Annotated in this window: 18 protein-coding genes; 8 read left to right on the plus strand and 10 right to left on the minus strand. The window is 72.5% G+C overall.

Annotated elements, in window-relative coordinates:
- Positions 1 to 72: 72 nt before the first annotated feature.
- Both IE265_RS05920 and serC read left to right on the plus strand, forming a co-directional pair.
- Positions 73 to 1,311: a cytochrome P450 family protein gene (locus IE265_RS05920; RefSeq protein ID WP_190034280.1), complete on the plus strand. Its 1,239-nt coding sequence runs from the start codon at positions 73 to 75 to the stop codon at positions 1,309 to 1,311.
- Positions 1,312 to 1,467: 156 nt separating this feature from the next.
- Complete coding sequence (gene serC / locus IE265_RS05925) at positions 1,468 to 2,586, plus strand: phosphoserine transaminase (RefSeq protein WP_190034281.1); 1,119 nt, start codon at positions 1,468 to 1,470, stop codon at positions 2,584 to 2,586.
- 80 nt (positions 2,587 to 2,666) lie between these two features.
- On the opposite strand, the gene IE265_RS05930 is transcribed toward serC, so the two are convergent.
- From IE265_RS05930 to IE265_RS05940, 3 genes are all read right to left on the minus strand, one after another.
- Positions 2,667 to 4,166 carry a cellulase family glycosylhydrolase gene (locus IE265_RS05930; protein ID WP_190034282.1) on the minus strand — a complete coding sequence of 500 codons (1,500 nt, stop codon included), beginning with the start codon at positions 4,164 to 4,166 and terminating at the stop codon, positions 2,667 to 2,669.
- Positions 4,167 to 4,323: 157 nt separating this feature from the next.
- Positions 4,324 to 5,145, minus strand: a complete 822-nt coding sequence (locus IE265_RS05935) for an ABC transporter permease (protein WP_190034283.1) — start codon at positions 5,143 to 5,145, stop codon at positions 4,324 to 4,326.
- On the minus strand, positions 5,142 to 6,122 hold the full coding sequence (locus IE265_RS05940; RefSeq protein WP_190034284.1) for an ATP-binding cassette domain-containing protein: 981 nt from the start codon (positions 6,120 to 6,122) through the stop codon (positions 5,142 to 5,144). The genes IE265_RS05935 and IE265_RS05940 overlap by 4 nt, the downstream gene beginning before the upstream one ends.
- Positions 6,123 to 6,254: 132 nt before the next feature.
- Between IE265_RS05940 and IE265_RS05945 the strand changes: the two genes are divergently transcribed.
- On the plus strand, positions 6,255 to 7,025 hold the full coding sequence (locus tag IE265_RS05945; protein ID WP_190034285.1) for a TetR/AcrR family transcriptional regulator: 771 nt from the start codon (positions 6,255 to 6,257) through the stop codon (positions 7,023 to 7,025).
- Between the two features lie 114 nt (positions 7,026 to 7,139).
- Here IE265_RS05945 and IE265_RS05950 read toward each other — a convergent pair whose 3' ends face one another.
- A complete protein-coding gene (locus IE265_RS05950; protein WP_190034286.1) occupies positions 7,140 to 8,129 on the minus strand; it encodes a WD40 repeat domain-containing protein in 990 nt (329 codons plus the stop codon).
- A 120-nt stretch (positions 8,130 to 8,249) separates the two neighbouring features.
- Between IE265_RS05950 and IE265_RS05955 the strand changes: the two genes are divergently transcribed.
- Together IE265_RS05955 and IE265_RS05960 are read left to right on the plus strand one after the other, a co-directional pair.
- Entirely contained in the window at positions 8,250 to 8,924 is a 675-nt protein-coding gene (locus tag IE265_RS05955) for a GDSL-type esterase/lipase family protein (RefSeq protein ID WP_190034463.1), read from the plus strand.
- A 64-nt stretch (positions 8,925 to 8,988) separates the two neighbouring features.
- On the plus strand, positions 8,989 to 9,981 hold the full coding sequence (locus IE265_RS05960) for an aldo/keto reductase (RefSeq protein WP_190034287.1): 993 nt from the start codon (positions 8,989 to 8,991) through the stop codon (positions 9,979 to 9,981).
- 186 nt (positions 9,982 to 10,167) lie between these two features.
- On the opposite strand, the gene thpR is transcribed toward IE265_RS05960, so the two are convergent.
- From thpR to IE265_RS05975, 3 genes are all read right to left on the minus strand, one after another.
- Positions 10,168 to 10,740, minus strand: a complete 573-nt coding sequence (thpR, locus tag IE265_RS05965; RefSeq protein WP_190034288.1) for an RNA 2',3'-cyclic phosphodiesterase — start codon at positions 10,738 to 10,740, stop codon at positions 10,168 to 10,170.
- Positions 10,741 to 10,810: 70 nt separating this feature from the next.
- Complete coding sequence (locus IE265_RS05970) at positions 10,811 to 12,160, minus strand: MFS transporter (RefSeq protein WP_308434773.1); 1,350 nt, start codon at positions 12,158 to 12,160, stop codon at positions 10,811 to 10,813.
- A gap of 118 nt (positions 12,161 to 12,278) precedes the next feature.
- Positions 12,279 to 12,716, minus strand: coding sequence for a MarR family winged helix-turn-helix transcriptional regulator (locus IE265_RS05975; RefSeq protein ID WP_190034289.1), 438 nt, complete (start codon positions 12,714 to 12,716; stop codon positions 12,279 to 12,281).
- Positions 12,717 to 13,075: 359 nt separating this feature from the next.
- On the opposite strand from IE265_RS05975, the gene IE265_RS05980 reads away from it, so the two are divergent.
- Complete coding sequence (locus tag IE265_RS05980; protein ID WP_148008990.1) at positions 13,076 to 13,258, plus strand: ribbon-helix-helix protein, CopG family; 183 nt, start codon at positions 13,076 to 13,078, stop codon at positions 13,256 to 13,258.
- 13 nt (positions 13,259 to 13,271) lie between these two features.
- On the opposite strand, the gene IE265_RS05985 is transcribed toward IE265_RS05980, so the two are convergent.
- Positions 13,272 to 14,723: an NCS2 family permease gene (locus IE265_RS05985; RefSeq protein ID WP_190034290.1), complete on the minus strand. Its 1,452-nt coding sequence runs from the start codon at positions 14,721 to 14,723 to the stop codon at positions 13,272 to 13,274.
- A 241-nt stretch (positions 14,724 to 14,964) separates the two neighbouring features.
- Here IE265_RS05985 and IE265_RS05990 point away from each other — a divergent pair, with 241 nt between their 5' ends.
- Both IE265_RS05990 and IE265_RS05995 read left to right on the plus strand, forming a co-directional pair.
- Complete coding sequence (locus tag IE265_RS05990) at positions 14,965 to 15,255, plus strand: DUF2530 domain-containing protein (RefSeq protein ID WP_190034291.1); 291 nt, start codon at positions 14,965 to 14,967, stop codon at positions 15,253 to 15,255.
- Positions 15,256 to 15,365: 110 nt separating this feature from the next.
- The gene (locus tag IE265_RS05995; protein ID WP_190034292.1) at positions 15,366 to 17,774 is read left to right on the plus strand and encodes a cation-translocating P-type ATPase; all 2,409 of its coding nucleotides are present in this window, start codon (positions 15,366 to 15,368) and stop codon (positions 17,772 to 17,774) included.
- A 427-nt stretch (positions 17,775 to 18,201) separates the two neighbouring features.
- Here IE265_RS05995 and IE265_RS06000 read toward each other — a convergent pair whose 3' ends face one another.
- Both IE265_RS06000 and IE265_RS06005 read right to left on the minus strand, forming a co-directional pair.
- Positions 18,202 to 19,077 (minus strand): hypothetical protein, encoded by an 876-nt coding sequence (locus IE265_RS06000; RefSeq protein WP_190034293.1) that lies wholly within the window; start codon positions 19,075 to 19,077, stop codon positions 18,202 to 18,204.
- Between the two features lie 231 nt (positions 19,078 to 19,308).
- The gene (locus IE265_RS06005; protein ID WP_190034294.1) at positions 19,309 to 22,434 is read right to left on the minus strand and encodes a sacsin N-terminal ATP-binding-like domain-containing protein; all 3,126 of its coding nucleotides are present in this window, start codon (positions 22,432 to 22,434) and stop codon (positions 19,309 to 19,311) included.
- Positions 22,435 to 22,459 lie beyond the last annotated feature (25 nt).

A 22,459-nucleotide genomic window follows, 5' to 3' on the forward strand; every position in this document is an offset into this window, starting at 1 on the left:
CCCCACGACGCACCACCAGCCCCCCGCGCGACGTACGAACCCCCGACCTTGTGACCCTGGAGGCCTGCGCCCATGACCACTGAGACGCGCCCTGAAGAACGCATAGTTCTCGACCCCTTCGTCGGCGACCTGGACGGCGAGAGCGCCCGGCTGCGCGCGGCGGGCCCGCTCGCCCCGGTCGAACTGCCGGGCGGGGTGCCGGTGTGGGCGGTGACGCGGCACGCCGAGGCGAAGCAGCTGCTCACCGACCCCCGGCTGGTGAAGGACATCGAGGTGTGGGGTGCCTGGCGGCGCGGCGAGATCCCGCCGGACTGGCCGCTCATCGGGCTGGCCAACCCCGGGCGCTCGATGCTCACCGTGGACGGCGCGGACCACCGGCGGATGCGCACCCTCGTCGCGCAGGCGCTCACGCCGCGCCGGGTGGAGCAGATGCGGGAGCGGATCACCAAGCTGACGAACGGGCTGCTCGACGCGCTGGAGGAGCAGGCGCGCGACGGGGTCGTGGACCTCAAGGCGGCGTTCGCGTACCCCCTGCCGATGTACGTCGTCGCCGACCTGATGGGCATCGACGAGTCCCGGCTGCCCCGCCTGAAGGAGCTGTTCGAGAAGTTCTTCTCGACCCAGACCCCGCCGGCGGAGGTCATCGCCACGCTCACCGAGCTGGCCGGGATCATGGCGGAGACCGTCGCCTCGAAGAGGGAGGCCCCCGGCGACGACCTCACGAGCGCGCTGATCCTCGCCTCCGAGGGCGGCGACCGGCTCACCGACCAGGAGATCGTCTCGACCCTCCAGCTCATGGTCGCGGCCGGGCACGAGACGACGATCTCGCTGATCGTCAACGCCGTCGTCAACCTGTCCGCGCACGCGGGGCAGCGCGACCTCGTCCTGTCCGGCGAGGCCGACTGGTCGTCCGTCGTCGAGGAGACCCTGCGCTGGTCCACGCCCACCTCGCACGTGCTGATCCGGTTCGCGACGGAGGACGTGCAGGTCGGAGACCGCGTGCTGCCCGCGGGGGACGCGCTGATCGTCTCGTACGCCGCGATCGGCCGTGACGAGGCGGCCCACGGGCCGTCGGCCGGGGATTTCGACATCACCCGGCGCGTCGAGAACCGCCACATCTCCTTCGGCCACGGCCCCCACGTCTGCCCGGGTGCCGCCCTGTCGCGGCTGGAGGCCGGCGTGGCGCTCCCCGCGCTCTACGCCCGCTTCCCCGACCTGGACCTCGCGGTGCCCGCCTCGGAGCTCCGCAACAAGCCGGTGGTGACGCAGAACGACCTGTTCGAGCTGCCGGTGCGCCTCACCTCTCCCTGACGGACCGTCGGACGTCCCGCTCCGCTCCCGGGCCCGGGGGCCGGAGCGGGAGGTCCCGGGGCGAACGGCCCCGCTCCGCCCCGTTCGACCCCCGCCCCGTCTCATCCGACGGACGACGTTTCGCCGAGGTTTCCCGGAACGGATACGCTCCCGTCCGTGGCTGATATCGAGATCCCCGCTGACATCAAGCCCGCCGACGGACGTTTCGGCGCGGGCCCCTCCAAGGTGCGTACGGAGTCGCTGACCGCGCTCGCCGCCACCGGAACGTCCCTGATGGGCACGTCCCACCGCCAGGCCCCGGTCAAGAACCTGGTGGGCCGGGTCCGCCAGGGAGTGAGCGACCTCTTCTCGCTCCCCGAGGGCTACGAGGTCGTCCTCGGCAACGGCGGCTCCACCGCGTTCTGGGACATCGCGACCCACGGACTGATCGAGAACAAGTCGCAGCACCTCACGTTCGGCGAGTTCTCGTCGAAGTTCGCCAAGGCCGCCAAGCTGGCGCCCTGGCTCGCGGACCCGGACGTCATCTCCTCCGAGCCGGGCACGCACCCGGAGGCGGCGGCCCTGGCCGGCGTGGACGTCTACGCGCTCACCCACAACGAGACCTCCACCGGTGTGGCGGCCCCGGTCAAGCGGGTCGCGGGCGCCGACGAGGGAGCCCTGGTCCTCGTGGACGCCACCTCCGGCGCCGGCGGCCTCCCGGTCGACATCGCGGAGACGGACGTCTACTACTTCGCCCCGCAGAAGTCGTTCGCCGCCGACGGCGGCCTGTGGATCGGCATCTTCTCCCCGGCCGCCGTCGAGCGCGCCGAGCGCGTGCACGCGAGCGGCCGGCACGTGCCGGAGTTCTTCAGCCTGCCCACGGCGATCGACAACTCCCGCAAGAACCAGACGTACAACACCCCCGCGCTCGCCACCCTCTTCCTGCTGAACGACCAGCTGGAGTGGCTGAACGGCCAGGGCGGCCTCGACTGGTCCGTGGCCCGCACCGCGGCCTCGGCCCGGAACCTGTACGGCTGGGCCGAGGACGTCAAGTACGCCGACCCGTTCGTCACCGACCCGGCCAAGCGCTCCCAGGTCATCGGCACGATCGACTTCGCGGACGAGGTCGACGCGGCCGCCGTCGCCAAGGTCCTGCGGGCCAACGGCATCGTGGACACCGAGCCCTACCGCAAGCTCGGCCGCAACCAGTTGCGCGTCGCGATGTTCCCGGCGATCGACCCGGCGGACATCGAGGCGCTCACGAAGTGCGTCGACTACGTGATCGAGAAGCTCTAGTACGACCCGCTCGTACGGCGAGGGGCGCCCGGCATCCGCCGGGCGCCCCTCGCGCGTTGTTCACGGGGCGGCGCGTGTCCTCACGAGGCCGTGCACGCCACCTCGGGCGGTGTCCCGCCCCCCGGCGCGCCGCCGAACCCGAGGGCGGCCGAACCGCCGGTCGCCACGGCCCCGTTGTGGGCGGCGTTCGTGGCGACGACCGTCCCGCCGCTCTGCGTGTACGACGCGTTCCACATGCTCGTCACCCGCTGGGACCCGGTCCAGGTCCAGGTGACCTTCCAGGAGGTGAGGGGCACCGGGCCGGTGTTGGTCACCCGCACCTCGGCGTTGAAGCCGCCGCCCCAGTCGCTGGCGACCGTGTAGACGGCGGCGCAGGCCGCCGCGCCGCCTCCTCCGCCGCCGTCCGCGGGGAAGCCCGGGGCCTTCACGCTCGCGAGATGGCCGTCCTTCACGGTGTCGACGGTCGTCCAGTCGTCCTTCAGGATGCCGCCGGTGTCACCGGAGTTGGGGTTCCAGGACCAGAAGGTCCAGTGGAAGGCGTCCGCCCCGTGGGTTGCGGTGGGCCGCAGGTAGGAGACCAGAGCGGCCAGCCATCCCTGGTCGACGGTCGACCGGAGGGTCGTGCCGAACTCGCCGATCCACACCGGCGCGATGTCCTGCTTGAAGATGTAGCCCCAGTACTTGTCCCAGACACCCGGCATGTTGGCGGGGAACGAGGGGTCGCTGAACCAGCTCTGCTGGGCGACGCTCGTGGCGTAGTCGTGGGCCGAGTAGACGACCCGGTTCGGCACGTCCAGTTGCACCGGGTACCGGGCGACCCCCATCAGGTTGCCGCCCCACCAGCCCGACACCCCCTCGAAGGTCTGCACGCCCTCCACGAGGACCAGCAGCTCGGGGTTGACGGACAGGACCGCGTTGCCGGCGCGCTGGGCGGCCAGCCGCCAGTCCCTCGCCGTGTCGCCGCAGCCCCAGCAGGCCGGGTCGTGCGGTTCGTTGTGCAGGTCGATGCCGACGACCGTCGGATCGTCACGGTAACGGGCCGCCAGGGCCTTGAGGTTGGCGATCCACGTCGACTCCGGGACGGCCTGGGTGTACCAGAGCGCGGACTGGCCCGCCGCGTCCGGGCGGTGCCGGTCGAGGACGACCTTCAGTCCGTCGCGGCCGGCGTGCGCCACGATCCTGTCCATGATCTGGAGCGGCGACAGGCCTTGCAGGTCGGCGTTCCTCCCGCCGGAGAAGTCGATGCCGTTCGCCACCGCGCCGCTCTTGAGGATGTCGTCGCTGTAGGGCAGCCGGATCGTGTTGTACCCGAGCGACCTCATCTGGTCGATCATGCTCTTGTAGTCGCGCGCCCAGAGCCCGTGCACGGCGTTGTCGGACGTCTCGAACCCGAACCAGTTGATGCCCGCGATCCGTACCGCCTGCCCGGCCTCGTCCCGGATCTGCCGTCCGTCGGTGTGCCAGTGGCCGGCCCCGGGGACGGCGGCCGCCGGGTCCGCGTGCACGGCCTGGACGCCGGCCAGCGGCAACAGGAGCGCCGCGGCGGCGGCACCCAGCGCTCTACGCAAGCTGCGGAACATGTCGCTGCTTCCTCTCGGGAGGCGCGGGCCCGGAAAGGGTGGGAGCGCTCCCACCGCACCACGCATCCCCATGGAAGGCACTTTCCGTGGACACGTCAAGAAGTCGTGCGGCATCCGGGGCCGTCAAGCCCCGGACACCGCACGTTCCAAGCCGTGTTCACCTGCTGAGCCGCTGGAACCTCCGTACGGCCAGCGGCGCGAAGAACGCCGTCAGCGCGATCGGCCAGAGCCCCGCCATCAGCAGCGCGTGCTGCTCGACCCAGGAGTCGCCGCCGCCCACCGGCGTGCCGAACAGCTCGCGGGTCGCGGCGGCCGTCGAGGAGATCGGGTTCCAGGCGGCCACCGCCCCCAGCCAGTCCGGCATGAGCTGCGGCGCGACGAAGATGCTGGAGATCATCGTGAGCGGGAAGGCGACCGCGAACAGGCCCCCCGCCGCCTCCGGGTTGGGCACCATCAGCCCCAGCCAGACACCGAGCCAGATGAGCGAGAACCGCAGCCACAGCAGCAGGGCGAAGGCCGCCAGGAAGCCGAGGCCGCCGTCGGGCCGCCAGCCCATCGCGAGGGCGGTGAGCATCAGGATGCCCAACTCGGCGCAGGCGACGATGAGATCGGTGACCCCGCGCCCGGCGACGACGGCCGACGGCGCCATCGGCATGGAGCGGAAGCGGTCGATGACGCCCTTCGTGGAGTCGTACACGACGACCGTCGCGGTGTTGATGAAGCCGAAGGCCATGGTCATCACGAACATGCCCGGCATCAGGAAGTCCCGGTAGTCGCCGCCGCCAGGCACCTTCATCGCGCTGCCGAAGACGTATCCGTACAGCAGTACGGAGAGAATGGGGAAGCCCAACTGCCAGGCAATGTTGACCGGTTGGCGCTGGTAGTGGGTGAGGCCGCGCCGGACGACGTTCCAGCAGTCGGCGACCACCCAGTACGCGCGGCCGTGCTCCTCGGGCCCGCCCGCCTCCAGTGCGCTCATGCCACCGCCTCCTTCACGCCCGCGTCCGCGGTGACGTCCGTGCGGTGTCCGGTCAGGCGCAGGAACACGTCGTCGAGGCTCGGCCTGCGCAGCCCGATGTCCTCCACGCGCACCCCTTCGTCCTGGAGGGTCCGCGCCACCTCGGTGAGTGCCGCGACCCGCTCCGCCACCGGCGCGTGCACCCTCAGCTCCGCCTCGTCCCTCGCGGGTTCACCGCCCGTGACCCGGGCGACGACCTCCGCCGCCCGCACGAGGTCGGCCCGTTCGGCGACGACGACCTCGATCCGGTCCCCGCCCACCGTGTCCTTCAGCCCGTCCGGGGTGTCGTCCGCGATGGCGCGCCCCTGGTCGATCACGGTGATGTGGGACGCCAGCCGATCGGCCTCCTCCAGGTACTGCGTCGTCAGCAGCACGGTCGTGCCGCCGCTCACGAGCGCCCGCACGGAGTCCCACACCTCTCCCCGGCCGCGGGGGTCGAGCCCCGTCGTCGGCTCGTCCAGGAAGAGCACGCTCGGGGTGAGGATCATCGACGCCGCGAGGTCGAGGCGCCGCCGCATGCCGCCGCTGTACTGGCCGACCCCCTTGTCGGCCGCGCCGGCCAGGTCGAACTGCTCCAGGAGTTCGGCCGCCCGCGACCGCGCCCGGCGCCCGCCCAGATGGAACAGCCGCCCGAACATCTCCAGGTTCTGCCGGCCGGTCAGCACCTCGTCCACGGCCGCGTACTGCCCGGTGAGCCCGATCCGCGCACGCACCTCCCGGGGCCGCCGGGCCACGTCCAGGCCCGCCACCCGGGCGCTCCCCCCGTCCAGCCGCACCAGCGTGGACAGGATCCGGACGGCCGTGGTCTTGCCCGCGCCGTTCGGTCCGAGCAGTCCGTGCACCGTGCCCTCCCGCACGGCGAGGTCGAAGCCGTCCAGCGCGCGCTTCTCCCCGTACCTCTTCTCCAGCCCCTCGGCACGCACCGCGTAATCGCCCACCGCACTCCTCCACCCCTGAGAACACCCCTGAGCACACCTTTGGGCACGCCCGCCCGAGCCGGAACTGGGTACGGCGTACTCTAAATAGAGTACGCCGTACCCAGTTCGGGTCCAAGGGATATTCTGAGGTCCATGAAAAGCGGCTCGGGCGGCTCGGAGACCAGCGGCAGCGGAGACATCGTCCGCACGCTCCACCTGCTGTGGGACACCGGAAGGCGGCCGAGCCGCGGCCCCAAGCCGGGACTGACGGTCGACCGGATCGTGGAAGCCGCGGTCCGGGTCGCGGACGCGGAGGGGCTGGAGGCCGTCTCGATGCGGCGGCTCTCCACGGAACTGGGCACCGGCACGATGTCCCTGTACCGGTACGTGCCGGGCAAGGGCGAACTGCTCGACCTGATGCTGGACCGCGTGCAGCGCACGGGCGAGGACCTGTCCGTCTTCGGCGACGACTGGCGCTCGGCCCTGGAGGCCCTGGGCCGCGAGACCCTGACCCTGTACCGGCGCCACCCGTGGCTGCTGAAGGTCAACCAGTCCCGCCCGGTGCTCGGCCCCAGCGCCATCGACGGCATGGAGAAGGTCGTCTCGCGCATCCGGCCCATGGGCCTGCGCGACGCCGAACTCGTCTCGGTCGTCACCCTGATCGACTCGTACGTCGTCGGAGCCGCCCGCACCCAGCTGTACGCGCGGGAGGCCGAGCACAGGACCGGCCTGACGGACGCGGAGTTCTGGGCCGCCCAGGCCCCGCTCCTGGGGGAGATCATGGCGAGCGGCCGCTACCCCGTGATGGCCTCGCTCTCCGAGGACGCCTTCGGCGCCGACTTCGACCACTTCGGGTTCGGGCTGGAGCGCATCCTGGACGGCCTGGAGGTCCTCGTCGACCGCCGCGCCCGCGGCGGGTCCTGAGCACAAGCGGATCGGCGGTCCGCCCGGTCGGCCCGGGCCGGGACGCCTCTTCCGCCGGCGACGGTCCCGGCCGACCCGTCAGCCGGTCCGTCGGCGAGTTCGTCAGTCAGACCGTCAGTCCCGGCGCAGCAGCCGCTTGAGTCCGTAGACGACCGCCAGGGCCGCCGCGAGGACGAGCGCGCCCATGGTGAAGTCCGTGTCGGGACCGCCGCCGGCACCGTCGCCGTCGTCCCCGGCGGCCGAACCGCCGTCGCCCGAAGGGGACTTGCCGTCCTTCCCGCCACGGCCCGGCACACTGCCCGGCTCGACCTCGCTGCCGGCGCCCTCGCTCCCGTAGAGCAGCGTCGATCCGTCGGGCGTGTACGCCATGGACTCGCCCTGGCCCTGGAACGGCACGCTCAGCCGTCCCTGCCGCTCGGGACTGCCGTCGTTCCACTCGTACGCGAGGCCGCCCAGGTAGCCGCGTACCGCGAGCTGCCGGCCGTCGGGCGAGAACGCCCCGTCGGTGACCCAGAGGTCGATGTCCTTGATGCGCTTGAACGTGTTGGTGCCGGCGGCGGAGAGCTCGGCGGGGCCCTCGTAGAGGCCGCCCCCCTCCTCGTTCTTGGAGACGATGTAGACCCGGCCCGTCTTCGGGTGCACCATGAGCGCCTCGGCGTCCCGCGGCCCGTCCGCGTACTTCACGTCGTACTGCGTGGCCCGCACGGTCTGGTCCCTCAGCTGCTTCGGCTCGGGCAGCTCGTAGATCCACACGTGGTCCCAGGTGCCGCCGAGGTTGTCACCGATGTCGCCGACGTAGAGGTGGCCGTCGGGCCCCATCGAGATGGCCTCCACGTCCCGGGGGCTGCCCACACCGGACATGGTGATCGTCGCGACCGTCCCGCCGGTGCGGCTGTCCACGGCGTAGAGGAAGGCGCCGTCGTCGCTGTCGTTGTGCGTCCAGTAGACGCCCGGGTGGGCGCGCGAGGCGACGAGGCCGCTGGATTCGGTGATCCGCGGGTCCTTGACCGGGAATCCCTCCGACCCGTCATCGGCGGCGACGGCGGGCACGGCGAGCACCACGGCGAGGATGGCTCCGGCAAGGGGAACGAACGAGCGACGCATGGCCCAAGACTGCCATCCCCGCGGCCGGTTCACCGGGCGTGTCCGGCTTCACACGGCCGGTCCACCGGGCGTGTCCGGCTTCACACCCCGGCTCCCGCCGTGATCGACGATGATGAGCGGATGCTCAGGTTCATGCCCGTAGGCGATTCCATGACGATCGGGAGCGCGGGCGAACACACGTGGCGCTACCGGATGTGGCAGCACCTGCGCGCGACGTACGACGGGCCGTTCGGGATCGTCGGGCCCCGCGAGACGCTCCACGACAAGGCCACGGACTCCGCCGACTCGTACGAGTACGCCGATCCGGACTTCCCGCGCGGCCACCTCGCGGGCTGGGGCGAGGGCTGGCACCACCTGACCCCGCTGATCTCCGACGCCGTCCGCGCCAGCCGGGCCGACGTGCTCCTCGTCTCCCTCGGCCTGATCGACCTCGGCTTCTACACGAACGCCGTCCAGACCGCCGAGAACGTCCGCGCGTTCGTCGCCGGGGCCCGCGGCGCGAACCCGCGCGTGGCCGCCGTGTTCCTGCCGGTGATCCCGAACACCCGAGCCGAGTCGGACGTGCCCTTCGCGGCGGAGGTCGTCCGGTTCAACGAGCTGCTCGCGAAGACGGTCGCCGACCTCGACGAGCAGTCCTCCCCGCTCCTGATGGCCTCGGTGCCGGACTCGTACGACATCCGCCTCGACACGTACGACGGCACCCACCCGAACGCCTCGGGCGAGCACAAGCTGGCCGCCGCGTTCGCCGACGCGATGCACCAGGCCTGGGACGTGGGCGAGCCGTACACGGCCTGACCGACGACCGGCGTCCGCCGCGGGGTGTTGCCTGGAGCGCACTCCACGCAGTTGGCTGTGGGCCATGGAGTACACGCAGCTCGGACGCACAGGTCTCAAGGTCAGCCGCCTCGTTCTCGGGACGATGAACTTCGGTCCGCAGACCGACGAGCCGGACAGTCACGCGATCATGGACGCGGCACTGGACGCGGGGGTGAACTACTTCGACACGGCGAACGTCTACGGGTGGGGCGAGAACAAGGGCCGCACCGAGAGCATCATCGGGAACTGGTTCGCGAAGGGCGGCGAGCGGCGCGACAAGGTCGTGCTCGCCACCAAGGTCTACGGCAACATGGCCGCCGACGGCGACGCCTGGCCCAACCACGACAAGCTGTCCGCCCTCAACATCCGCCGGGCGGTCGACGCCAGCCTCAAGCGGCTGCGGACGGACCGCATCGACATCTACCAGTTCCACCACATCGACCGCCGGACGCCGTTCGAGGAGATCTGGCAGGCCGTCGACGTGCTCGTCCAGCAGGGCAAGATCCTCTACGCCGGATCCAGCAACTTCCCCGGCTACAAGATCGCCCAGGCCAACGAGATCGCGGCCCGCCGCCACGGCACCATCGGCCTCGTGAGCGAGCAGTGCCTCTACAACCTCGCCGAGCGCCGCGCCGAGATGGAGGTCATCCCGGCAGCGCAGGAGTACGGGCTCGGCGTGATCCCCTGGTCCCCGCTGCACGGCGGGCTGCTCGGCGGCGTCATCAGGAAGGACGCCTCGGGCGGCCGCAGGGCGAGCGGGCGCTCCGCCGACGCCCTCGCGAACACCGCGGTCCGCGCCCAGATCCAGTCGTACGAGGACCTGCTGGAGAAGCACGGTCTGGAACCGGGCGAGGTCGCCCTCGCGTGGCTGCTGACCCGGCCCGGGGTGACGGGCCCGATCGTCGGTCCGCGCACGGCGGAGCAGCTCGGCTCGGCGCTGCGCGCGGTCGAACTGGAGCTGGGCGAGGAGTTGCTGAGCGGCCTGGACGAGATCTTCCCGGGGCCGGGGCGGTCGCCGGAGGCCTTCGCCTGGTAGCCCGTCCTCCGGGCGGCGCACCGCGTCGCACGCGGGCCGTCGGGGACGGCGCGACCGGCCGCGGCGGCCGGCGGGCTCAGTTCCCGACGGCGGCCGCCAGGGCCACGACGACGAACATCAGCACGAGTACACCGGCCATGATCCGGTTGCGGGTCTTCGGGTCCACGCCGTCGAGCGTAACCGGCGCTACTCGCCGGCCGCGCCGAGGGGCCACCGGGCGAGCGTCTCGTAGCGGGGCTGCTCGCCCGGGACGCCCGACCTGGGCAGCCGGCTGAGCACCAGGCTCAGCTCGGCGACGGTCCAGGTCCGTCCCGTGAAGCCGTCCAGCGAGGCGACGTACGGGGCGAGGTCCGCCGCCGCACGGCCGCGGGCCAGGGTGAGGTGCGGCCGGTAGCGGTGGCCATCCTCGCCGGGCAGGCCGGCCCTGCGGCCCGCCGCCTCCGCGCGCCCGGCCAGCAGCCGCAGCGCGTGCACGTCTCCGGCGGCGCCCACCCACAGCGCCCGGTCGCCGAAGCGTCCGCCGCCGCGCAGGGCGAGCGGGAAGGGCCCGGTCCGCCGGGCCGCCCGCTCCAGCCGGGCCGACAGGTCGGGCACGGCCTCGTCCGGCACCTCGCCGTAGAACGCCATCGTGAAGTGCCAGCCGGGCCGGCCCGTCCAGCGGAGGTCCCCGGCGCCCGGCAGCTCCCGCAGCGCCTCGGCGGCCGAGGCGAGTTCCGCGGCGGCTTCCGGCGGCGGGAGCACGGCGGCGAAGAGTCTCATGGCGCCATCCTCCCGGAGAGCGGCCCCGACGGGCCGGACGGGCTCGACCGGCTCCGGTCGGGCCGGCCGCCTACACCGCCCTCGCCAGCTCCCGCTCGCGCGGCACGAAGCTGACCCTCGGGTGTCCGCGGTGCCAGCCCACCGACAGCCGCAGGCCGCCGACGCGGGCCAGGGCCAGGCCGACCGTGATCGCGGCCGCCGCCGCGACCGCCCCGCCCATGGCGAAGCCGACCCGGGGGCCGTACGCGTCGGTGATCCAGCCGACGACCGGCGCGCCCAGCGGTGTTCCGCCCATGAAGACCATCATGAACAGGGCCATGACGCGGCCCCGCATGGCCGGGTCGGTGCCCATCTGCACGGCCGTGTTGGCGGTGACGTTGACGGTCAGGCCGAAGATCCCGATCGGGACCATGAGCAGGGCGAACATCCAGTACGAGGGCGCCAGGGCGGCCAGCACCTCCAGCACGCCGAAGGCCACGGCCGCCCCGATCAGGACCCGCAGTCTGGCCGTGCCGCGCCGGGCGGCGAGCAGTGCGCCCGCGACCGAGCCGACCGCCATCAGGGTGTTGAGGAGGCTGTACCCGCCGGCGCCCTCGTGGAAGACGTCGTCGGCGTAGGCCGAGAGCCACACCGGGAAGTTGAAGCCGAAGGTGCCGATGAAGCCGACCAGGACGATCGGCCAGATCAGCTCGGGGCGGCCGGCGACGTAGCGCAGTCCCTCGCGGAGCTGGCCCTTGCCGCGCGGGGTCCGCTCGACCTGGGTCAGCTCGCGTGAGCGCATCAGGAGCAGCCCGGCGACGGGCGCGACGAACGAGAGGCCGTTGAGCAGGAACGCCCAGCCGGTGCCAACTCCGGTGATGAGCAGGCCCGCGACGGCGGGGCCGACCAGACGCGCGGACTGGAAGTTGGCGGAGTTGAGGCTGACCGCGTTCTGCAGTTGGCCGGGGCCGACCATCTCGGCGACGAAGGACTGCCGGGCCGGGTTGTCCACCACGGTGGCGAGGCCGACGGCGAAGGCGGCGACGTAGACGTGCCAGACCTCGACGTGCCCGGAGAGGGTCAGGAAGGCGAGGGCGAGGCCGGTGACGCCCATGGCGGTCTGGGTGGTCAGCAGGGTGGGGCGCTTCGGCAGACGGTCCACGAGGACGCCGCCGTACAGGCCGAAGAGGAGCATCGGCAGGAACTGGAGCGCCGTGGTGAAGCCGACGGCCGCGGAGGACCCGGTGAGGCTGAGCACCAGCCAGTCCTGGGCGATGCGCTGCATCCAGGTGCCGGTGTTGGAGACGACCTGGCCGAGGAAGAACAGGCGGTAGTTCCTGATCCTCAGCGAGCTGAACATGGAGGAGCGGGGTTCGGTGGCGGACGGGGAGTCGTGGGTGGCTGGTGCGGGGGCGGAGTCTGCTCCGGATCCCGTACTCAAAAGGGCTCGCCTCCTTCGGCGGACGGTGTTCGGGGTGTGGGTGCCGCTCCGGCGGGGCCGTGCTCGTGGGTGTTCGTGGGTGTTCGCGGTGTTCGTGGGGTGGCACGGTCGCCGGTGGTCACAGGTGCGCGAGCTTCTCCAGGACGGGGGCGGCCTCGCGCAGCTTCGCCCACTCGTCCTCGTCGAGACCGTCGACCATGGAGGCCAGCCACGCGTTCCGCCGGCGGCGGCTCTCGGCGAGCATGGCCTCGGCCTGCTCGGTCTGCGTGACGACCTTCTGGCGGCGGTCCTCGGGGTGGGGGTCCAGCCTGACCAGGCCCTTGGCCTCCAGGAGCGCCACGATGCGGGTCATCGAGGGCGGCTGCACGTGCTCCTTGCGGGCGAGTTCGCCCGGGGTGGCCGTGCCGCAGCGGGCGAGGGTGCCGAGCACCGACATCTCGGTGGGGCTCAGCGACTCGTCGACCCGCTGGTGCTTGAGCCGGCGGGACAGGCGCATCACGGCGGACCGCAGGGAGTTCACGGCGGCGGCGTCGTCGCCATGGGTGAGGTCAGGCATGTTCTTTAGAGTAACTCATTACTCTCCCTAAAGACCACTCGGGGGGCGCCGCCCGAGCGGCCCTCGAGGCGGCTTCCGGGCCACCCCGAGCCGCCTTCGAGGACGCGGGACGGAACGGGCCGCGGAAGGGCACGGGCCGAGGGGCGTCCGGCGCGCTGACGTCCGGGGCTCGGGGCTGCGGGGCCGGCGGAGGCCGTCGGGGCCCGACGGGGACCGGCGGCCGGGTGGGGACCACCGGGAGCGGACGCGTGCCCGCGACTCCGGGCCGCGAATCCCCCACTCCCGCATTCATCACCCATATGAGTGAGACGGGCGCGGAAAGTGAACCGCGGCGCGGTCGGACGGCGACTCTCGTAAGCATGGGGACCAGCGTGCTCAGCCTGCGGATAGACGGGGAGCTGCTAGACCGGCTCCGCGACCATGCGGCCAAAAGGGGAATGAGCGTCCAGGACTATGTCGTCCGGACGCTCATTCGGGATGACTTCGACGAGCGGTTCCAGACCGCGGTCGACGAGACGGAGAAGTTCTACGGCGTGACGTGAGCCGTCGGCCGCGTCACGTCAGACCCAGCGCCGGCATCAGGTAGTAGAAGCCGAACACCGCCGCCACGACGTACATCGCGACCGGCACCTCACGCCCGCGGCCGACCGCGAGGCGCAGCACGACGAACGTGATGAAGCCCATGCCGATGCCGTTGGTGATCGAGTACGTGAACGGCATCATCGTCATGGTCACGAACGCCGGGATGGCGATCGTGTAGTCGCTCCAGTCGATCTGGCGGATCGAGCCGGACATGATCAGGAAGCCGACCGCGAGCAGGGCGGGCGTGGCGGCCTGCGACGGGACCATCGTGGCGACGGGCGTCAGGAACAGGGCGACGCCGAAGAGCCCGCCGGTGACGACGTTCGCGAAGCCGGTGCGCGCCCCCTCGCCGACCCCGGCCGTGGACTCCACGAAGCAGGTGGTGGCCGAGGACGAGGTCGCGCCGCCCGCCGCGACGGCGATGCCGTCGACGAAGAGCACCTTGTTGATGCCGGGCATGTTGCCCGCGGCGTCCGTCAGCCTGGCCTCGTCGCCGATGCCCATGATCGTGCCCATCGCGTCGAAGAAGCACGACAGCAGCACGGTGAAGACGAAGAGCACGCCGGTCAGCACGCCGACCTTGCCGAAGCCGCCGAAGAGGCTGACCTCGCCGACGAGCCCGAAGTCGGGGCTGGCCACCGGGTTGCCGGGCCACTTCGGGGTGGTCAGGCCCCAGGAGGGCACCGTGGCGACCGCGTTGATGACGACGGCCAGGACCGTCATGGCGACGATCGAGATGAGGATGGCGCCGGGCACCTTGCGCACGATCAGCGCGAGCGTGAGGAGCGTGCCGAGCACGAAGACCAGGACGGGCCACCCGGTGAGGTGCCCGCCCGTGCCGAGCTGGAGCGGCACGGTCGTCTGGGCGACGTCGGGGATGCGCGAGACGAAGCCCGAGTCCACGAGGCCGATCAGCATGATGAACAGGCCGATGCCGATCGCGATGCCCTTGCGCAGGCCGAGCGGGACGGCGTTCATCACGCGCTCGCGCAGTCCGGTGGCCACCAGGAGCATCACCACGAAGCCGGCGAGCACCACCATGCCCATGGCGTCGGGCCAGGACATCCGCGGGGCGAGCTGGAGGGCGACGACGGTGTTCACGCCGAGACCGGCGGCGAGCGCGATCGGCACATTGCCGATGACGCCCATCAGGAGCGTGGTGAACGCGGCGGTCAGCGCGGTCGCGGTGACCAGCTGCCCGTTGTCGAGCTGGTGCCCGTACATGTCCTTCGCGCTGCCCAGGATGATCGGGTTCAGCACGATGATGTAGGCCATCGCGAAGAAGGTGGCGAAACCACCGCGGATCTCGCGCGGCAGGGTGCTGCCGCGCTCGGAGATCTTGAAGTGGCGGTCGAGGACGCCGTGGACGGACCGGGGGTCCGGCTGCTCCGGCGAGGAGGCCTTGGCGGGGGCCGAGGTGGGCATGCGGGGACCTCAAACGTGCGAGGGAAGCGGGGGAAGTGATCGAGCCTCGCCACCGTCCGGCCACCTGAGGACTCCCCGAGGGGTTCCTTTGGTGTTTCATACGAACAGAAGTGGCCAGAACCGGGCAGTTTCAGTATGAACATATGAGGTCCAAATCGCTATCTCCGCGCGTAGACCGTTGGGGCGCCCGGCTCCCCAGCCGGCCCGAGAGCCGGCGTCCGCGGCCTCGTAAGCTGTGCACATGGCGAAGTGGACCCCCAAGCACGAGGCACCCGAACCCCTGGAGGGTCCCGTGGTCGCCACCATCACCGGCGGCACGATCCTCTGGTTCGTCCTCTTCCTGGCGCAGCTGCCCTTCTACGGCTGGTTCGACGACCACGGCCACCTGTGGTGGCTGTGGACCTGTCTGGCCGGCGCGGGCCTCGGCCTGATCGGCATCTGGTACGTCCGCGGCCGGGACGCGGCGATCGCACGCGACAGGGCCGCCGCGGCGGCCTCCGCCTCCGGCACCGCCGGCCCCGCGGCGCAGTAGGGGTTCCGCGGGCGCGTCTCCACCCACGGCAGGAGCCCGGGTCCTCCGCTGGTCGGATGTTTGCCGCACTCGGCGGGTGAAGGCCCGAATCCACCCGTAACGTCGGATGCATGACGCACATCGACGCGGGTGCCGAACTCGACCCTGTGCATCCCGTCCCGGTACCGGGAGGCCCCCCGCGGGCGAGGGGTCTCACCGCGGCCGAGGTGTCGGTGCGCGTCGCGCGGGGCGAGGTCAACGACATCCCGGTCCGCAGCAGCCGCTCCATGACGGACATCGTCCGCGCGAACGTCTTCACCCGGTTCAACGCGATCATCGGCGTGCTCTGGCTGATCATGATGTTCGTCGCGCCGTTCCAGGACAGCCTGTTCGGCTACGTGATCATCGCGAACACCGGGATCGGCATCGTCCAGGAACTGCGCGCGAAGAAGACCCTGGACTCGCTGGCCGTGATCGGCGAGGTCCGGCCGACCGTGCGCAGGGACGGGACGGCGACCGAGGTCGGCACCTCCGCGATCGTGCTGGGGGACCTGATCGAGATCGGGCCCGGTGACAAGGTCGTCGTGGACGGCGAGTGCGCCGAGGCCGACGGCCTGGAGATCGACGAGTCGCTGCTCACCGGCGAGGCGGACCCGGTCGTCAAACAGCCCGGGGACCCGGTCATGTCGGGCAGCTTCGTGGTGGCGGGCGGCGGCGCCTTCACCGCGACGAAGGTGGGCCGCGAGGCGTACGCCGCCCAGCTCGCCGAGGAGGCGAGCCGTTTCACCCTGGTCCACTCCGAGCTGCGCACGGGCATCTCCACGATCCTCAAGTACGTGACCTGGATGCTGATCCCGGCCGCCGTGGGACTGGCCGTCACCCAGCTCGTCAGCAAGGACAACGACTTCAAGGACTCGATCGCGCGGGCCGTCGGCGGCATCGTGCCCATGGTCCCCGAGGGCCTGGTCCTGCTGACCTCCGTCGCCTTCGCGATCGGTGTCGTCCGCCTTGGCCGGAAACAGTGCCTCGTCCAGGAGCTGCCGGCGATCGAGGGCCTGGCCCGGGTCGACACGGTCTGCCTCGACAAGACGGGCACCCTCACCGAGGGCGGCATGGACGTCACCGGGCTGCGCCCGCTGGAGGGCGCGGACGAGGCGTACCTGCGCCGGGTCCTGGGCGCTCTCGGCTCCTCGGACCCCCGCCCCAACGCCTCGCTCGAGGCGATCATCGGCAGCTACCCGGCCCCCGGGGACTGGCGCACCACCGGGGCGCTGCCCTTCTCCTCCGCGCGCAAGTACAGCGGGGCCTCCTTCGAGGAGGGCGACGGCACGTCGAGTACCTGGCTGCTGGGCGCCCCGGACGTGCTGCTGCCCGAGGGGGACCCCGCGCTCGCCGGGACCGAGCAGCTGAACGAGCAGGGGCTGCGCGTGCTGCTGCTGGCCCGGGCGGCCCGGGACCTCGACGACCCACGGGTGCACGAGGGCGCCGGGCCCGTCGCGCTCGTCGTCCTCGAACAGCGGCTGCGCCCGGACGCCGCGGACACCCTGCGCTACTTCGCCGAGCAGGACGTGCGGGCCAAGGTGATCTCCGGCGACAACGCCGTGTCGGTCGGCGCGGTCGCCGCCAAGCTCGGCCTGCCCGGTGCGGGCGCGACCGTCGACGCGCGCCGGCTGCCGGCCGAGCGGGAGGAGATGGCGAAGGCGCTCGACGAGGGCACGGTCTTCGGCCGGGTCACCCCGCAGCAGAAGCGCGACATGGTGGGCGCCCTCCAGTCGCGCGGCCACACCGTGGCCATGACCGGCGACGGCGTGAACGACGTGCTCGCCCTCAAGGACGCCGACATCGGTGTGGCGATGGGTTCGGGCTCGGAGGCGACCCGGGCGGTGGCGCAGATCGTGCTGCTGAACAACAGCTTCGCGACGCTGCCCTCGGTGGTCGCCGAGGGCCGCCGGGTCATCGGCAACATCACGCGGGTCGCGACGCTGTTCCTGGTCAAGACGGTGTACTCGGTGCTGCTGGCGGTGCTCGTCGTGTGCTGGCAGGTGGAGTACCCGTTCCTGCCGCGGCACCTGACCCTGCTGTCGACCCTGACGATCGGCGTCCCGGCGTTCTTCCTCGCCCTCGCGCCCAACAGGGAGCGGGCCAGACCGCACTTCGTGCGCCGGGTCATGCGGTACTCGATCCCCGGCGGGGTCGTGGCGGCGGTGGCCACCTTCGTCACCTACCTGGTCGCCCGTCACCACTACACGGGAGAGGGGTCGCTGGAGGCGGAGACGAGTGCCGCGACGCTGACGCTCTTCCTGGTCTCCATGTGGGTGCTGGCCATCGTCGCCCGCCCCTACACGTGGTGGCGGATCTGCCTCGTCGCGGCGATGGGGCTCGGGTTCCTGATCGTGCTCGTGGTGCCGTGGCTCCAGGACTTCTTCGCGCTGAGGCTGGTGGGGACGACCATGCCGTGGACCGCGGTGGGGATCGCCGCGGTGGGGGCGGTGACGCTGGAGTTCGTGTGGCGGTGGGTGGACCGGCACATCCGGGAGTGAGCGCTCCGCCGGGTTGGGCGGGGGCCTCCGGGTGCGGGTGCGGGTGGGGGTGCGGGTGCGCCGGGGCTTGGCACGCCGTTCCCCGCGCCCCCCCTCGGGGTGAGCGCGTGCCCGGCGCGGGCCCCCGCTCTCGGCTACTCGCGCCCCTCTCGGGGTGGCGCGTCCCCGACGGGGGGCCGTCGCTTCTGGCTACTCGCGCAGTTCCCCGCGCCCCCCTTGGGGTCGGCGCGTGCCCGGCGGGGGCCGTCGCTTCTGGTTACTCGCGCCGTTCCCCGCGCCCCCCTTGGGGTCGGCGCGTGCCCGGCGGGGCCCGCTCTCGGTTGCTCGCGCCCTCTCGGGGTGGGCGCGTGCCCGGCTTCGGGTGGAAGGGCGGCGGCCCCGCGCTCCTGGGTGGGGTGCGGGGCCGTCGGACTGGTTGGTGCCGGTACTACTGCACGTCGACGAAGTCGCCCGCGGCGCTGACCGCCGGCGTGGTCGAGGTGCCCGCGAAGCTGTAGCGGAAGTAGCCGTCGGCGGCGGCCTTGACCGTGGTCTTCAGGGCACCCGTGGAGCTGGAGGTGACCGTCTTGACGGTCACGTAGCTGGTCGTGCCCTTCTTCTTGAACTGGAGCTTCACCGGCTGGACGGTGTAGCCCGCGTACTTGTGCGTCTCCCAGTTGGCGCGGGTCAGGGCACCGGTGACCGTGATGGTCTTGCCCTTCTTGACCGGCTCCGGGGAGGCGTTCACGGTCAGCTTCGAGTAGCGCTGGACCGAGACCTTGCCGAAGCCGCCCTGGTCGCCGAGGAGCGAGCCGTCGTTGGCGTCGACGGCCAGCGCGCCCACGGTCCAGGAACCGGCGTCCGAGTTCAGCAGCTCGTCGTCACCGGGGAAGATGTCGACGTCGCCCGCGCAGCTCGCGGTGGTCGCCGAGGTGGGGGTGCAGTCGGCCTGCTCGACGCCCAGGAGCCAGTTGTCCGGTTCGTCGAAGGAGCCCTTGTAGATGTAGGCGCCGGTGAGGAAGTCGTCGAGCGCGACGTCGGCGCTGTGCGTCACGGTGAACGTCGACGGGACGGCGACGTGCTTCGTGATGCCGACAGGGATGGCCTTGCCGTTGTTCACCTTGACGTCGGAGAAGGTGATCTCCGCCGCGGCGGCGGCACGGACCGCGGCCTTGGCGGAACCCGCCTTGGACACGGCCGCGGCGCGCAGCTTGCCGGCGTCCGCCCAGGAGACGGCGGAGTTGTCGGCCTGCGCTGCCGGAACAGCGAGGGCGGAAAGGGCCAGGGCGCCGGTGACGGCGGCCACGGTGGCACGTATGCGCATGCGTTCCCCTGTGTGGAGAGGGACCGCGACGGTGGTCGTCTTCACGTCGCGGCCCGAGTGATGGGGAGCCTGTTGACTCAAGTGATCAGATCTACAGGAGAGGCCAATGGTTGTACGCCGAGTGAAGATTTTGCGTACACGTGACCAAGGTCGTCACCGACCGGGCCCCGGGCGCCGTTCCAGGCACCCGGCGGACCCCCGCGAACACCTGGCCGGCGCCCCGCCGACCCCTCAGTCGAACCAGCGGTCCCGCTCCAACTCCGCCGTCCTGGAAGGGTCCTCCAGGAGCGCGGCGACCTCGAAGCGGCGCGGCCACTGACCGGTCGCCCACGCGAGGCCCGCGGCGACGCCCTCCAGGGTGGCGGCGTGCAGCACGCCGTCGCGGGGCCGGCGCCAGTCGAGTTCGGTACCGCCGACGAACAGTTCCTCGTGCTCCACGTACGTCGTGGGCGTCGAGGGCCCCAGCAGCGCCCGCACGGACTCCGGCACCTCGTGCTCGGCGCCCTCGCTCGTCACCTCGCCCGCGACGGACTCGCTCAGCCTCCGCACCTGGAACAGCTCGGCGAGGTCGCCGGCCAGCGCGGGCCGTACCGGCAGCAGGGGCACGCCCTCGGTGAACGGCAGCAGGTCCGGCGAGTCCACCACCACGGCGTCGGCCGCGTCCACCACGACCACCCGGCCGTCCACCACGGCCCGCAGGTCGTCCGGCAGGGTGACCTGCTCCGGGTCCAGCTCGGCCAGCGCCCCGTACAGGGCGTGCAGTTGGGCGGCCGAGACCTCGCGGTCGGGGTCGGCGAGCCGGTCGAGCAGCTCGGCGGCGCCACCGGGCTCGGCGAGCAGGGCGGCCACCGACGTGCGCACCCCGAGAGCCCGCAGCACCTGCTCGTCGTCGAAGCCCGCGGCGTCGGCGGGGTCGTACAGGCCGTGCAGGAGCGGGTCGCCGCCGTCGGCCCGCAGTCCGGCCGGGCGCCGGCCGCCGAGGACCGGATGGCCCCGCAGCCACCAGGCGGTGTACGGGCGGACGGTCTCGTGCGTCCCGTCCGGCAGCAGCAGCCGGACGGGCTGGGTGAGGGCGTCCCGCAGCGGCGGCCGGGAGAGCAGGGCCAGCGCCTGGGGCCACCGCTCGTCGTCCACCAGGTCGAGGTCCCGTACGGCGACGATCTCGGTGGCGACGGGCGGCACCGGCGATTCCGGCAGCCGGTCGAGGACGTCCTCGCACCACACGTCGACCGCGTCCAGCAGCCCGGCGTCGTCGGGCTCGGCGAAGTCGCCGTCGCGCGGCTCCAGTTCGTCCGGGTCAAGGACGACGTCGGTGGCGCGTACGAGGGCGAAGCCGGCCAGCACCCCGCAGGCCGCGAGCGGCTGCTCGCCCCAGCGTTCGGCCAGTTCGGCGTCCACGAAGGCGAGTTCGTCCTCCCTGATGACCTGGGCGAAGTCACTGCCGGGCAGCACCAGTTCACCGGCCGGGACGAGTTCGCCCTCGTCGTCGGGGAGGGCGAGGGCGCCGAGCCAGGCCTCTTCGCCGGGTTCGAGCGCGGCGTCGCGGACGAGCCCGAGGACGGTGTCGGCCAGTTCCTCGGCGTCGGGGGTGTCCTGCTCCCAGGCTCCGCCGTCGTCGTCCAGGGAGGCCGCGACGGCCGCGCGCACCTGCGGGGTGGTGAGGACGGCGCGCGGGGTGGCGGGCAGGGCGCCCAGCTTCTCCAGGAGCGGATGGACGGCGTCCGGGTGGGCGACCTTCAGGCCGAGGCGCGCGAGGGCGTCGGGTGCGGTCCGCACCCCGCCGTCCGTCGGCAGCAGGACCTGCCGGGGGCCGATCGTGGTCCGCCCGTCGGCGAGCGGCACCGGGAGCCCGGAGAGCCGGTCGGGGTCGAGCCCGGCCAGGCTGTCGTAGAGCCGGCGCCACCACTGGGGGTCCTTCTCCAGCCCGGCCAGCCGGTCGACGGCCTCCGTCAGGGGTACGCGTGCCACGCCCAGCGTCCGCAGCTCCGCACGTCGTTCGAGGCCGGCGGGCAGCAGGCTGGGCAGGACCTCGGCGAGGACCTGCACGGTCTCGGCGCCCGCGCCCTCCACCACCTCGGCGTCGCGGGGGCGCAGCGCCTCGGGCAGGTCCGCGTCCTCGCCGGGGTCGACCGCGGGCGGCAGGAAGGCCGTACGCGGCAGCCGGTCGAGGATCGCCCGCCGCAGGGCGCCGTCCAGCTCGCCCTTGCCGAGCGGGCCCGGCACGAGTCCGATGATCCCGGGGGTCACCGGACGCCAGCCGGCGAGCAGTTCCGTGTACGCGTCGGCCGCGCGCTCCACCAGGAAGTCGGTGAGCGGGCCCGGCGCCGCGTGCCGGCGGGTGGTGTCGAGCGGCAGGGAGGCGATGAGCAGCGCGGGCACGCCGATCGCCTCGTCGCTGGGGGTCGGCGCGTGCACGACGGGGCTGGTGCGGGGTGCGGCCGGGGTGCCGTCCGCGTCCACCGGAACGGCCCAGGTGACCGACCAGTGAGGGCGCAGCCGCTCCTCGACGGGCCGGTCCGCGAGCAGCGCGGCGTCCAGCGGCCCGTGGGCGGAGACCGTGCGCCAGCGGGTCGTGCCGTCCCGTGAGTCCTCGACGGCCAGGCCGTCGCCCTCCGGGTCGGCGAGCCGCCGGATCGTACGGACGTCGCCGTCGCCGGTCTCGACGACGACCTCGTCGAGGCCGGGCAGCGCGAGCAGCAGCGCGTCGTCGATCCCGTCGAGCAGCCGCTCGGCGAGGCTCTCGGCCGCCGGGTCCCGCAGCGGCAGGACCACGACCGTGTCGTACGGGTCCGGGGCGCTGCCCTCGGCGGCGAAGGGCAGCCGCAGCAGCGGGACGTGACCCTCGCGGCGGCGGAGTTCGCCGCCGAGGCCGGGGCTGTGCCGGGCGATGTCCGTGGCGTGTTCGCGGGCCTCGGCGAGCGACCAGCGGACGCCGCCGTGCCGTCCCAGCAGGGCGGGCTCGTCCGTCACGGCGAGCACGGCCGCGAAGCCGACGCCGAAGCGGCCGACCGTGCCGTCGTGGGCGTCCCGCTTGGCGGAGGCCCGCAGCGTGGAGAGCGACTCGACGCCGGTCGCGTCGAGCGGGGCGCCGGTGTTGGCGGCGGCGAGGACGCCGTCGCGGAGGGTGAGCCTGAGGCGTCCGGGGACGCCGGCCCGGGCCGCGGCGTCGGCGGCGTTCTGCGCGAGTTCGACCACCAGCCGGTCCCGGTAGCCGCCGAGGACGAGGTCCTCCTCGGCGTTGGCGTCCTCACGGAACCGCGCCGGGCTCGTCGCCCAGGCGTCGAGCACCCCGCGTCGCAGTCGTGCCGTTCCGAAGGGGTCCGCGCCCTCGGCCGCCGGCCGCACGAACTTGCTCACGGTTCACTCTCCCTCTCGCGTTGTA

It is taken from the genome of Streptomyces fructofermentans (genome assembly GCF_014651055.1).
In the GTDB taxonomy this organism is placed as follows: Bacteria; Actinomycetota; Actinomycetes; order Streptomycetales; family Streptomycetaceae; genus Streptomyces; species Streptomyces fructofermentans.